Origin of the sequence: Mesorhizobium sp. M0676 (assembly GCF_040320535.1) — a bacterium.
Classification (GTDB): Bacteria; Pseudomonadota; Alphaproteobacteria; order Rhizobiales; family Rhizobiaceae; genus Mesorhizobium.
Map to the genome: position 1 here is coordinate 163,691 of NZ_JAMYPU010000009.1, position 12,743 is coordinate 176,433.

Annotated in this window: 10 protein-coding genes; 2 read left to right on the top strand and 8 right to left on the bottom strand. The window is 62.8% G+C overall.

Features of this window, described 5'->3' with window-relative positions; translation table 11 throughout:
• The first annotated feature begins 133 nt into the window (after positions 1–133).
• Positions 134–2,605 (top strand): DNA topoisomerase (ATP-hydrolyzing) subunit B, encoded by a 2,472-nt coding sequence (gyrB, locus tag NKI35_RS12610; RefSeq protein ID WP_023671333.1) that lies wholly within the window; start codon positions 134–136, stop codon positions 2,603–2,605.
• 231 nt (positions 2,606–2,836) lie between these two features.
• Here the strand turns inward: gyrB and NKI35_RS12615 are convergent, their stop codons facing one another.
• Positions 2,837–4,279 (bottom strand): hypothetical protein, encoded by a 1,443-nt coding sequence (locus tag NKI35_RS12615; RefSeq protein ID WP_031193857.1) that lies wholly within the window; start codon positions 4,277–4,279, stop codon positions 2,837–2,839.
• A gap of 331 nt (positions 4,280–4,610) precedes the next feature.
• On the opposite strand from NKI35_RS12615, the gene NKI35_RS12620 reads away from it, so the two are divergent.
• Entirely contained in the window at positions 4,611–5,528 is a 918-nt protein-coding gene (locus tag NKI35_RS12620) for a membrane protein (protein WP_023729730.1), read from the top strand.
• Between the two features lie 92 nt (positions 5,529–5,620).
• On the opposite strand, the gene NKI35_RS12625 is transcribed toward NKI35_RS12620, so the two are convergent.
• The 7 genes from NKI35_RS12625 to NKI35_RS12655 form a co-directional block, all read right to left on the bottom strand.
• Positions 5,621–7,018 carry an NAD(P)(+) transhydrogenase (Re/Si-specific) subunit beta gene (locus NKI35_RS12625; protein WP_352520584.1) on the bottom strand — a complete coding sequence of 466 codons (1,398 nt, stop codon included), beginning with the start codon at positions 7,016–7,018 and terminating at the stop codon, positions 5,621–5,623.
• A gap of 6 nt (positions 7,019–7,024) precedes the next feature.
• The gene (locus NKI35_RS12630; RefSeq protein ID WP_032885960.1) at positions 7,025–7,450 is read right to left on the bottom strand and encodes a proton-translocating transhydrogenase family protein; all 426 of its coding nucleotides are present in this window, start codon (positions 7,448–7,450) and stop codon (positions 7,025–7,027) included.
• A complete protein-coding gene (locus NKI35_RS12635) occupies positions 7,450–8,727 on the bottom strand; it encodes a Re/Si-specific NAD(P)(+) transhydrogenase subunit alpha (RefSeq protein ID WP_352652437.1) in 1,278 nt (425 codons plus the stop codon). The genes NKI35_RS12630 and NKI35_RS12635 overlap by 1 nt, the downstream gene beginning before the upstream one ends.
• Positions 8,728–8,828: 101 nt before the next feature.
• Positions 8,829–9,053, bottom strand: coding sequence for an aa3-type cytochrome c oxidase subunit IV (locus NKI35_RS12640; RefSeq protein WP_023671340.1), 225 nt, complete (start codon positions 9,051–9,053; stop codon positions 8,829–8,831).
• 164 nt (positions 9,054–9,217) lie between these two features.
• Positions 9,218–9,367, bottom strand: coding sequence for a DUF3096 domain-containing protein (locus NKI35_RS12645; protein WP_023671341.1), 150 nt, complete (start codon positions 9,365–9,367; stop codon positions 9,218–9,220).
• Positions 9,368–9,466: 99 nt separating this feature from the next.
• Complete coding sequence (locus NKI35_RS12650; protein ID WP_023683521.1) at positions 9,467–10,237, bottom strand: N-acyl amino acid synthase FeeM domain-containing protein; 771 nt, start codon at positions 10,235–10,237, stop codon at positions 9,467–9,469.
• 168 nt (positions 10,238–10,405) lie between these two features.
• On the bottom strand, positions 10,406–12,721 hold the full coding sequence (locus NKI35_RS12655; protein ID WP_023739659.1) for a putative bifunctional diguanylate cyclase/phosphodiesterase: 2,316 nt from the start codon (positions 12,719–12,721) through the stop codon (positions 10,406–10,408).
• Between the last annotated feature and the right edge of the window lie 22 nt (positions 12,722–12,743).

A 12,743-nucleotide genomic window follows, 5' to 3' on the forward strand; every position in this document is an offset into this window, starting at 1 on the left:
TCGGGATTCAGCCCTGAAATGCCCGCAAACCTTGGAAAAACCGCCTTTTGCGCCTATATCTAGGACATCAAAGCGGCGTGATTCGAAGCCATTTTTTCGCGCTGAGCATGCGGCATCAATCAGACAGGTTTTCATGAGCGATCAAAGCGACAACGCCAACGGCGCTGAGGCCGAATACGGCGCCGATTCCATCAAGGTTTTGAAGGGGTTGGACGCTGTCCGCAAGCGGCCGGGCATGTATATCGGCGACACCGACGACGGCTCGGGCCTGCATCACATGGTCTATGAGGTGGTCGACAACGCCATCGACGAGGCGCTGGCCGGCCATGCCGATCTCGTCACGGTGACGCTCAATCCCGACGGTTCGGTCACCGTTATCGACAATGGCCGCGGGATTCCGACCGATATTCACACTGGCGAAGGCATTTCGGCGGCCGAAGTGATCATGACGCAGCTGCATGCTGGCGGCAAATTCGACCAGAATTCCTACAAGGTGTCTGGCGGCCTGCACGGCGTCGGCGTCTCGGTGGTCAACGCGTTGTCGGCCTGGCTGAAGCTGAAAATCCGCCGCAACGGCCAGATTTTCGAGATGAGCTTCACGCATGGCAATGCCGATGCGCCGCTCAAGGCGACCGGCAGCTATGAGCAGAACAAGCAGCCCGGCACCTATGAGGGCCGCAGCGGTTCCGAGATCACCTTCTTTCCGTCGTCCGAAACCTTCACCATGGTCGAGTTCGACTTCGGCACGCTGGAGCACCGGCTGCGCGAACTCGCCTTCCTGAATTCCGGCGTACGCATCATCTTGACCGATGCCCGCCATGCCGATCTCGTGCGCCACGAACTGCACTATGATGGCGGCCTGGAAGAGTTCGTCAAATATCTCGACCGGGTCAAGAAACCGCTGATCGACAAGCCGATCGCCATCAAGGCCGAGCGCGACGGCATTACCGTCGAAGTGGCGATGTGGTGGAACGACAGCTACCACGAGAACGTGCTGGCCTTCACCAACAACATCCCGCAGCGCGATGGCGGCACCCATCTGGCCGGCTTCCGCGGCGCGCTGACGCGCCAGATCACCGGCTATGGCGAGTCCTCGGGCCTGACCAAGAAGGAAAAGGTGGCGCTGATCGGCGACGATTGCCGCGAGGGCCTGACGGCGGTGCTGTCGGTCAAGGTTCCCGACCCGAAATTCTCCTCGCAGACCAAGGACAAGCTGGTCTCGTCCGAGGTGCGCCCGGTGGTCGAAGGCCTGGTCAACGAGGCGCTCGGCACCTGGCTGGAAGAACACCCGACCGAGGGCAAGGTGGTCATCGACAAGGTGATCCAGGCGGCTGCGGCGCGCGAAGCCGCGCGCAAGGCCCGCGACATCACCCGCAAAAGCTCGCTCGGCGTCACCTCGCTGCCTGGCAAGCTCGCCGACTGCCAGGAGCGCGACCCGGCGAAATCCGAAATCTTCATCGTTGAGGGTGATTCCGCCGGCGGCTCGGCCAAGGGCGGCCGTTCGCGCCAGAACCAGGCGATCCTGCCGTTGCGCGGCAAGATCCTCAATGTCGAGCGCGCCCGCTTCGACCGCATGCTCGGCTCCGAGATGATCGGCACGCTGATCACCGCGCTCGGCACCTCGATCGGCAAGGACGAGTTCAACGCCGACAAATTGCGCTACCACAAGATCATCCTGATGACCGACGCCGACGTCGACGGCGCCCATATCAGGACCTTGCTGCTCACCTTCTTCTTCCGCCAGATGCCGGAGCTGATCGAGCGCGGCCATCTCTACATCGCCCAGCCGCCGCTCTACAAAGTGACGCGCGGAAAAAGCTCGCAATACATCAAGGACGAGAGCGCCTTCGAGGAGTTCCTGATCGGCTCCGGGCTGGAGGAGGCGTCGCTGACGCTTGCCTCCGGCGAGGCGCGGGCCGGACAGGATCTGCGCGGCTCGATCGATGATGCACTGGCCGTGCGCCAGCTCATCAACGGGCTGCACACGCGCTACAACAGGGGCGTGGTCGAACAGGCGGCGATCGCCGGCGCGCTCAACGCCGATGTGCTAAACGACCTCGGCCGCGCCAATGCCATGGCCGAACGCGTCGCCCAGCGCCTCGACATCATTGCCGAGGACACCGAGCGCGGCTGGACCGGCCGGCTGTCGACCTCCAATGAAGGCGTCGGCGGCTATGTGTTCGAACGCACGGTGCGCAGCGTCAAGGAATTCGCGCAGCTCGATGCCGGGCTGATAAATTCGGCCGACGCACGCCAGCTCGACCGCTATGCCCCGCGCCTCATGGAAGTCTATGGCGAGCCGCCGGTGCTGCGCCGCAAGGATGTCTCCGAAACCATTTCGGGGCCGCTGGCGCTGCTCAACGCGGTGTTTGCGACCGGCCGCAAGGGCCTGACCATGCAGCGCTACAAGGGCCTCGGCGAGATGAATGCCGAGCAGCTCTGGGAAACCACGCTCGACCCGAATGTGCGTTCGCTGCTGCAGGTCAAGGTCAATGACGCCACCGATGCGGATTCGCTGTTTTCGCGGCTGATGGGCGACGAGGTCGAACCGCGGCGCGAATTCATCCAGGACAACGCGCTGTCAGTTGCCAATCTGGACATTTGAGGGCTGGGGGCCCATCGCTTCGTCATCCTAGGGCGGAGCAAGGAGCGCAGCGACGCAGCGCAGACCCTAGGATCCATGCCGTGAGGTTAAGGCCTTGAAAACGGTGCAGAATTCTACGCCGCTGCATCATTCGACCGAGGTCACGGAATGGATCCCAGGGTCTTCGCGACGGAGCTTCGCTCCTGCTTCGCCCTAGGATGACGAAGTTGAGGGGCTTCAGTCAATCTCCGCTCAACTCGGTTCCAGCTTCCGACCAAGGTCCACCGCGTCGCGCAGCACTTGCAGATGCGAGCGCGGCGCGGTGCCCGCCGGCAGGGCGATTTCGACGCCGTTTGCCGTCGATGACCAATAAAGCGTGTGGGTGAAGATACGGCCAAGTGAGCTGCGAAGCTCGATCTGGATGTTCTCCACACCGGGGCCGAAGTTTTCCGTCATCGGACCGGAAATCGGATCGCCTGTCGCCCAGCCATTGCCGCGGTCGTAGACGTTCGTCCAGCGCGTTGCCGCAAACACCGCGCCATGATGCACCGCGCGCTGCGCCTTGCCTTGGCTGTGTCCTTCCCGGTAAAGCACGGTGCCGCCGGGGCGCCCGTCATCGGCAATCGGCGGGCAAGCCGAGAACAGGCGCTCGGCAAGGCCACGCCTGAATTCCGCGAGATTGTAGGTCACCAGGAATTCGCTGTGGGAGAGCGGACTGCCAAGCGTGACGAAATCGCTGATCTTCCAGGGCAGCGGGTGGTCGGCGTCCTTGGTCCGAAGCTGCTGGTAGAGCGCCCATTGACCGCGCCGGAATCCGGCGAGGTCTTCAAGGTTCTTTGGCCACGCTGACCCATCAGAGCCGAGCGTTGCCTTGTCGACGGCCTCGACCGCCGCCAGTTTGGCCTTGTCGCGGACCGCTTCCAGCCTTCGCGGCCGGAACTCGGCCCACAGGATCTGCAGCAAATCATAGGCGATGATCGACCCAAGGCTGTGCGAGACTAGCACGATGCGGTCGTAAGCATCGTCCTTCATCAGCGTCTTGAGCAACGTCAGGCCTCTGTCGCGGATCAGCGCACGCTTCTCGATCGTCGCCGCCTCGGCGCGCACATAAGCGGCGACGTCACCGAAATAGGGCAGGGCGAACTGATCCACCGCCCAGATGACAAAAGAAGCGAGGGTGGTGATCATCAGGCCGGTCGTCAAGGTAACGGCCTGTTGCCAGACCGATGTTGCCAGCACGAGTGCTGCGCCCAGAATGACGATAACGATCAGAAGTGTGGCGACGTAAAGCTTGCGGGCGTCGAGCGGAATGTCGGCGGGCTTGCGCCACAACAGGTTCGTCACCCAGGCGGCCAGCCGGCCGCGCGTCGTGCCTTGCGTGATGTCGGCCCAATAAAGCTCGTAGAAATCGGTACGGCGGCCATCGACGTCGTAGGGCGTGGTGATGCGGCGCAGCTCGTGTGACTTGGTCCGGCTGTCGGGCGTGATCCAGCTCTGGTTGATCGTGGCGCCGGAAACGGCCGGATCGGGAATCTGGGCGTAGGGTGGAGCACGGGTGGGATCGCTGCTCCAGACCGCCTGGACGAATCCCCTCAGCGTACCCATCGGCCGCTGCTCGCCCATGCCATGCACGATCACCACCGCCTGGCTGGGCTGCGCCTTTTTGTAAGCCAGCGATGCGACAGTCTTGGGCATCAGCGTCTCCGTTGACGACATCCGACGGCGGGATCGCTCATGCTACCCCCGGCTCACCGAGCCAACAATACACGGCAGCCCATGTGGACCTCCGTGAACCAATCCACAGTTTCGCAGTCGTGCCTCGGGCCGCGCGGAAAATAGTTCCGTTCCCGGTAAGCAAATCATTTCATTGCTCCTCGGAACGGAAATCGCTCAGGAACATTGTGACGACATCGATCAATTTCTCGCAGGGAGGCTCTTTATGGGACGCGGTATTTTGCTCTGGTTGCTCGGTATTCCGATCCCGATCATCATTCTCATCATGCTGTTCGTACGGTAGGAGGCGTCGATGCAGTCCACCGTATCGGCTGTCGACGTATCTGCTTCAACAGAATCCTCCGCCACGGCCGTCAGCTGGGGGCCGATCATCGCCGGCGCCTTCGCGGCCTCGACGCTGACCTTCATCCTCATGCTGCTCGGCTCAGGACTGGGGCTGACCATGGTCTCGCCATGGTCCGGCGCCAGTGCCTCGCTGACCACCTTCGCGGTGTCCGGCGCGATCTGGCTCATCATCGTGCAATGGCTGTCCTCCGGGGTCGGTGGCTATCTTGCCGGACGCCTGCGCACCAAATGGGTCGGCATCCACACCGACGAGGTCTATTTCCGTGACACCGCGCACGGCCTCCTCGCCTGGGCGCTGGCGACATTGCTGGTCGTCGGCATTCTCGGGTCGGCGCTGTCGGCAGTGCTTGGTTCAGGCGTGCAGGCGGCTTCTACCGTTGCCTCAGGCGCCGCCATGGGTGCTTCGGCCGGCGCGTCCGCCAATGCCGGCAGCGCACCGGCCGACAATGCAACGTCCTATCTTGTGGATACGCTGTTCCGTCCGGCTGATGCCGCCAGGCTCGCGGCGGCCAATCCGGACAGCGATGCGGCTGCGGCCGGGCAGGCTTCGCGCATCCTCGTTGCCAGTGCGGCGGCAGGCGAAATTTCGGCTGACGACAAGACCTATCTGTCGCAGCTGGTCGCCGCCCGCACCGGGCTTTCCGAGGCTGACGCCAAGGCGCGTGTCGACGCCCTGGTGGCCAGGGTCGAGGACGCCAAGGTCAAGGCCAAGCAGGCCGCCGACGCCGCCCGGAAAGGCAGCGCCACCTTCGCACTGCTTGGCGCCCTGTCGCTGGTTATCGGCGCCTTCATCGCCAGCGCTGCGGCAGCACTGGGCGGCAGGCAGCGCGACGACGAGGAAGCGGTTTTCCTGACCAGCCGCTGAACCGGTCTTCAACATAGAAAAGCCCGGTCGAACCGGGCTTTTTTGTTTCCGATGATGGACCGACAACCTTCCAGTGGAAGGTTGCGGCGGGATCAGTGATCCATGGCCTTGACGATTTCCTCGGTCATCTTCTTGGCGTCGCCGAGCAGCATCATGGTGCCGTCCTTGTAGAACAGCGTGTTGTCGATGCCGGCGTAGCCCGAGCCGAGCGAGCGCTTGACAAACAGGCAGGTGCGGGCCTTGTCGACGTCGAGGATCGGCATACCGTAGATCGGCGACGACTTGTCGTCGCGGGCGGACGGATTGGTGACGTCATTGGCGCCGATGACATAGGCGACATCGGCCTGCGCGAACTCGGAGTTGATGTCTTCCAGTTCGAACACTTCGTCATAGGGAACATTGGCTTCGGCGAGCAGCACGTTCATGTGGCCGGGCATGCGGCCGGCCACGGGGTGGATGGCGTATTTGACATCCACGCCATTGGCCTTGAGCTTGTCGGCCATTTCGCGCAGCGCGTGCTGGGCCTGGGCGACCGCCATGCCGTAGCCCGGCACGATGATGACCTTCTGTGCGTTCATCATCAGATAGGCAGCGTCGTCGGCCGAGCCCTGCTTGACCGTGCGTTCGATGCCGTCATCGGCAACCGCCACGGTCTCGCCGCCGAAGCCGCCGAGGATGACCGAGATGAACGACCGGTTCATGCCCTTGCACATGATGTAGGACAGGATGGCGCCGGACGAGCCGACCAGCGCGCCGGTGATGATCAACGCCAGATTGCCAAGCGTGAAGCCGAGTGCCGCGGCGGCCCAGCCGGAATAAGAATTCAGCATCGAGACGACGACCGGCATGTCGGCGCCGCCGATCGGGATGATCAAGAGGACGCCGAGCGCCAGCGACGCCGCGACGATCAGCCAGAACACCAGCTTGGCCTCGGTGGTGACCAGAAGCACGATCAGCACGATCAGCGCGATGCCGAGGACCGCGTTGATGATGTGACGGCCGCCGATCATGATCGGCTTGCCCGACATGCGGCCATCGAGCTTGAGGAAGGCGATGACGGAGCCGGTGAAAGTGATGGCGCCGATGGCAACGCCAAGGCTCATCTCGATCAGCGCCTGGGCGTGGATGTCGCCATTCGTGCCGATGCCGAAACTTTCCGGCGCGTAGATGGCGGCTGCCGCCACCATGACGGCGGCAAGGCCGACCAGCGAGTGGAAGGCGGCGACCAGCTGCGGCATCGAAGTCATGGCGATGCGGCGCGCTGTAACGGCGCCGACGCCGCCGCCGATGGCCAGACCAAGCACGATCAGGCCGAAGCGCCCGGCGGACGGAGTCGCCAGCGCCAGCGTGGTGGCAATGGCAATGCCCATGCCGATCATGCCGTAGAGATTGCCTTGGCGGCTGGTGGTCGGATGCGACAGGCCGCGCAGCGCCATGATGAACAGGACGCCGGAGACCAGGTAGAGGAAGGACGCGAAGTTGGCGTTCATGGCTCTCTACCGGTCCTTCTTCTTGTACATGGCCAGCATGCGCTGGGTGACCAGGAAGCCGCCAAAGATGTTGACCGAGACCAGCATCAGCGCGACGAAGCCGAAGCCGGTGGCAATGCCGGAGGCCGAGATGCCGACGGCCAGCAGCGCGCCGACGACGATGACCGAGGAGATGGCGTTGGTGACCGCCATCAGCGGCGTGTGCAGCGCCGGCGTCACCGACCAGACGACGTAGTATCCGACGAATATCGCAAGTACGAAGATGGCGAAGCGGAAGACGAAGGGATCGATGGCGCCGCCGGACAGTGCGTGCGCGGCATCGCCCGCCGCATCGGCGCCACCGGGCGCGTTGGCCAGGTTCTGCACAGCCAGCCGGACGGCGGCACTTGCCTGGTCGAGCTGATCGAGGGCTTTCTGCAAGGTCTGATCCATCACGCGATCCCCTTCGGCTTGGCGGCGGACTTGCCGGCAGTGGCTTTGTCGGACGCCTTTTTCTGTGCAGCCTTCTTCGGCGTGGCATCAGCCACAATGGTCTTGGCCGGAATGGCCGCCGGTTCGAAATGGGGCTGTTCCGCCGCCTTGGCGAAGGCCGGATGCACCACGCGGCCAGCGTCGGTCAGCATCGTCGCCTTGACCAGATCGTCTTCGCGGTTGATGGCGAGCGTCTTGCTGGTCTTGTCGACCAGCGTCTCGAGGAAGGCGAACAGGTTCCTGGCGTAGAGCAGCGAGGCCGATGCGGCGACGCGGCCGGGCACGTTGAGGTGGCCGACGATTTTCACGCCATTGGCCGTGGTCACCACCTGGCCTGCAACTGCGCCTTCGACATTGCCGCCGCGCTCGACGGCGAGGTCGACGATCACCGAGCCCGGCTTCATCGAGGCGACCATCGCCGCCGACACCAGCTTCGGCGCCGGACGGCCGGGGATCAGCGCCGTGGTGATGACGATGTCCTGCTTGGCGATGTGCTCAGCGGTGAGCGCTGCCTGCTTGGCCTGGTACTCCTTCGACATTTCCTTGGCGTAGCCGCCGGCGGTCTCGGCCGCCTTGAACTCCTCGTCCTCGACGGCGAGGAACTTTGCGCCGAGCGACGCCACCTGTTCCTTGGCGGCGGGACGAACGTCGGTGGCGGTGACGACGGCGCCGAGACGGCGCGCCGTGGCGATCGCCTGCAGGCCGGCAACGCCGACGCCCATGATGAAGATCTTCGCCGCCGGCACGGTGCCGGCCGCCGTCATCATCATCGGCAGCGCGCGGTCATACTCCGATGCGCCGTCGATCACGGCCTGGTAGCCGGCGAGATTGGCCTGCGACGACAGCACGTCCATCGACTGGGCGCGGGTGATGCGCGGCATGAATTCCATCGAGAAGGCGGTGATCCCAGCCTCGGCAAGCGCCGCGACCGCGGCGTCATTGCCGTAGGGATCCATGATGGCAATGACCGCCGCACCCGATTTGTAGCCCTTCAACTCGGCATCGGTCGGCCGGCGCACCTTCAGCACTACATTCGCCCGGCTCGCATCCGAAGCCTTGCCGATCGCGGCGCCCGCCTTGGCGAACTCCTCATCGGGGATGCGCGACCTGGTGCCGGCGCCCGTCTCGACGGTGACGTCGAAGCCCAGCGCCGCCAGCCGCTTCACGGTATCGGGCGAGGCCGCGACACGAGGCTCGCTGGCATCGAGCTCGCGAGGGATGAAAACCGTCTGTCCCACCGCATGATCCTTTCGGCTGGAACCTGTTTGCGCAAGAGTGCGGCCTTGCGAAAGAGTGCGGCCGGATGTCCGGCTACGCCCTTGGCAAGGGTCTGAAGAGACTATCGGAGAATGAAGGCGCCGAGGGCGAGGATCAGCACGAACAGGATGGTCGCGGAGAAGAAGCCGCCTGCGAAGAAGCCGAAAGCCATGGCCAGGAGCAGGGCGCCGCAGAACAGCGAGCCGTATTTGGCCAGCGCCAGAAAGCCATGATAGGTGCGGTCATGTTCGGCATAGTCCATCTTCGCGCCCAGTTCGACAGGACCGGTCGGCGTGTGATCAGCCATAGGAATACCCCTTCGAAGACATCTTTGAGGCACATAGCGAAAAGCCGGGCCAAGAGCAATGGCGCTATTGCCGCACGACCAGTGACAACAGCCTCAAAGGAATGTTGAAAGCCGGCGATAGGGCTTGTCGCCGGCCTAACGTCGAACGTTGAGGGTTTTGCGTTTCAACCGGCCAGATGCGGAAACAGCCCGAGCAGCCCAATGACGATCAGATAGAGCGCGACGATGTAGTTGAGCAGCCGCGGCATCACCAGGATCAGCACGCCGGCAATCAGCGAGATCAGCGGGGTCAGTGCTAGCTCGGGAATATGCATGTCGGTTCCTTTCTATGGCCGCGTCGGCGTCATCCAGAACGCGGAAGCGGCGGGAAAGCTCCAGAGTTCGCGTGCCGAATTACGCAGGCTTCAGTGGTGTCAGGCGGCTTCGCGGAAAAACTTGGCGGTGGGCAGGATGGTTAGCGGTGCGAGTTCGCCGCTCTTGGGGCGTTGGAAGAGCATGCGCTGCTCGAACGCCGTGGAGTTGAAGAACGGGAAGCGATCCAGCGTCGCCTGCATGTTTTCGGAGCACTTCGACTGGAACAGATGCACGGGAACGGTGAGACCGGGATAGATGCGCGGGGGCACCGCCTGCTCGGAACGGAAGATGCGATGATAGAAGCCGGCATGCTCTTCCTTGACCGCCGTCAGGCAATATGTCGGTTTAAAGTGGCTGCAAGCTACGACCGCAAGCCTGAGCGTCACGTAGGGCAGCACGCGCAGGCTGGTCGACCACTCGATATCGGCAGCGAAACGGCTTGGATCGACGAACGTCTCGCCAACTGCCAGCCGCCGCGCCAGCGTGTCGCCGAACACGGCCGTGCTGGGGGAAACAGGGTATTTCGCGCAGGCGTAGTGGATTCTGATGGTGCTGACCAGAACACCATCGAAGAACACGCCAAATCGGTAGGAATTGCGCAGATCGTCGAAGTCGTCCTTTACCATACGCGAGGCATCGGGCTTCACCATGCCAGCATGAAGGTAGGATTTGTAGCGAAGTCGATAGATGGCTTCCAAATCCTCGGCACCGTCGCAAAGGCGATACTCGACGTGCTCCAGGACGTCCATGATATGACGAGAAAACACCGAAGGAGACTGAGCGGTGGCCCTAGAAGCCACCAGAGGCATACCTGCTAGCTGAGTTTCCATTGTTACCCTCGTGCCGTCGCAACTAAAACCATACCGGACGACCGAATGAACAAGAAGATGAAACTCTAATCGTCTGTGTTTACCGAATATTAACGTTAACAATAGGTTAACGTTTTGGCAATTCACAGCTTTTTTGACGGCTTCCAAGCGCGATTTAAAGGTTGGGCTTCATGTGGTCGCGAGTTTGGCGACGGGCCGCAATTCCGCGGCGAAGGGCCAGGTCACACTGGACATCGTTTCGATGCCGGACGCGCTGAGAGCTGCGCCGAAGAGGAAGCCCTGGACGAGGTCGGGTTTCACCGAATGCACCAGGATCTTCAGCTGTTCGAACGTTTCCACACCTTCGATGGTGACGGTCAGCCCGAGCACGCGGGTCAGGTCCACGATGCCCTTCAACAAGTCGAGCGAACGCTTGTTCTGGGTCACGTCCATCAGGAACGAACGGTCGATCTTGATCTTGTCGAGCGGCAGCTTGTGGAGGTAGCTCAGGCTTGAATAGCCGGTGCCGAAATCGTCGAGCGCGATGCGCACGCCAAGCTGCTTCAGTTCCTCGATATACTGGCGCGTCAGCGATTTGTCGTCGAGCAGCGCGGTTTCGGTGACTTCGATCTCGAGGCGGCCGGCGGCGAGCCCCGAAGTGGCAAGCGCGTCGCGAACCTTCTGGACGACGTCGCGGCTGCGGAAATCCTTGGCCGAAAGGTTGACCGAGACGCTGGTCTGTGCGGGCCATTTGGCGCATTCGGCGCAGGCAGCCGCGAGCACGAAGGTGCTGATCTCGGAAATGATGCCCATTTCTTCGGCCAGCGGAATGAAGACGCTGGGCGAAACCGGCCCGAGGTCGGGATGATCCCAGCGGCACAGCGCCTCGCAGCTGGCGATGCGCATGGTGTTCATCGCCACGATGGGCTGATAGACCACCCGCAGCGCCTTGCCTTCGACCGCCGTGCGCAGGTCGGCCTTCATCATCTGGCGGTTGCGGAACGCCGCATCCATCGCCGCCTCGAACAGTCGCCAGTTGTTCTTGCCGAGTTCCTTGGCCTTGTAGAGCGCCAGATCCGCCTTGACGATCATGGCGTCGACATCGGTGTCCTCGACCCTGGACAGCACGGTGCCCGCGCTTGCCTGGATGCGCAGGCTGTGACCAGCGACATCGACTTCGCCCTGCAGATCGGCAAAGATCTGGTCGAGCAGGCCGGTCAGATGGCTTTCATCCTCGACGCGGTCGAAGAAGATCATGAACTCGTCGCCGCCGAAACGGCTGACATTGACGCCTTGCCCGGCGACGGCCGCCAGTCGCTCGGCAACGGCATAGATCAGCCCATCGCCGACCGGATGGCCAAGTGTGTCGTTGACGCTCTTGAAATCGTCTAGATCGAGCACCGCCAGCGCGCACAGCCGGTCGCGGCTGCCCGACGCCATGGCCTCGCCGACGAGCTCATGGAAATAGGCGCGGTTCGGCAGGCCGGTGAGGCTGTCATAGCGCGCCATGAAGCGGATCTTTTCTTCGGACTCGACGCGGGCGGTGACGTCCTCGAAGGTGATGACGCCGAGGTCCTGATTGCCCTCGCGGGCCGAGAACTCGTAGTGCTGGCCATTGGAGAAGGAGACCAGCACCTTGCGGTCACGGCCTTCGCGCAACGCGCGCGTCAGCTGCGCTTCGACATAGCGGCAGTCTTTCGGCGCCAGCATGCCGCCCGCAACGCCGCGCAGGAGCAGCGAATGGATCGACCGCCCGAGCAGCTGGTCGGGCGAGCGCAGCGACATCAGATGCGCTGCTTCGGCATTGCCGACCACGACCTTGCCGTCGGGTCCGAGCATGACCAGGCCATGCGACATGGTGTTGAGTGCGCGGTTGAAGCGCTGCGCGATTTGCCTCGCCTGCTTATGCCCGACCACGGCCGAGAACAGCACGTTGCGCACATGGTCGGCACTGCCCTTGATGATGAACATGAACGGGATGATGAGCAGCCCAAGCACGACACTGGGGATGTCAAACCTGAGGATAAGGGCTGCTGCGATCGGCCCGACGAAGGTTACCGCGAAGATCGTGACCATGCGGGGCGAGCCGTAGTTTCGGCCTACGACCGTGACCAGAGAGCCAAGCGTTATGGCGAGCGCTGCGATCTCGGCATACGCATCCGAGTAGACATAGATCGAAATGAAGCAGAACAGGCCCAGCATCAGCCCCTGGATGCTGCCGTTCAGGATATATTCGCGCTCCCATCGTGTCGCATCCAAGGCATCGTGGATGGAACCACCCAGGCGATGGAACCGCCGCAAGCTGAAATACCGCCAAACGCCGATGCCAAGCAGTGCTCCGGCAAGAACCAGGAAGACAGGCTGGCCGTTGCGCCAATAGACCATAAGGCTGGCGGTTGCGTGGCAAAGCGCGCCAATGACCAGCATATGCGCGTTGTCGAACAACGAGCGCACAAACTGGATATAAACATCCACAGGGATGTTATCGGTCTTTGTTCTGCCCATTACTGGCGCCCAACTGAACCAC

Bases quoted from the DNA above. Each gene is read 5' to 3' on its own strand.
- NKI35_RS12620 (WP_023729730.1), top strand. From the start codon at position 4,611: ATGCAGTCCACCGTATCGGCTGTCGACGTATCTGCTTCAACAGAATCC.
- gyrB (WP_023671333.1), top strand. From the start codon at position 134: ATGAGCGATCAAAGCGACAACGCCAACGGCGCTGAGGCCGAATACGGC.
- NKI35_RS12630 (WP_032885960.1), bottom strand. From the start codon at position 7,450: ATGGATCAGACCTTGCAGAAAGCCCTCGATCAGCTCGACCAGGCAAGT.
- NKI35_RS12625 (WP_352520584.1), bottom strand. From the start codon at position 7,018: ATGAACGCCAACTTCGCGTCCTTCCTCTACCTGGTCTCCGGCGTCCTG.
- NKI35_RS12615 (WP_031193857.1), bottom strand. From the start codon at position 4,279: ATGCCCAAGACTGTCGCATCGCTGGCTTACAAAAAGGCGCAGCCCAGC.
- NKI35_RS12655 (WP_023739659.1), bottom strand. From the start codon at position 12,721: ATGGGCAGAACAAAGACCGATAACATCCCTGTGGATGTTTATATCCAG.
- NKI35_RS12640 (WP_023671340.1), bottom strand. From the start codon at position 9,053: ATGGCTGATCACACGCCGACCGGTCCTGTCGAACTGGGCGCGAAGATG.
- NKI35_RS12645 (WP_023671341.1), bottom strand. From the start codon at position 9,367: ATGCATATTCCCGAGCTAGCACTGACCCCGCTGATCTCGCTGATTGCC.
- NKI35_RS12650 (WP_023683521.1), bottom strand. From the start codon at position 10,237: ATGGAAACTCAGCTAGCAGGTATGCCTCTGGTGGCTTCTAGGGCCACC.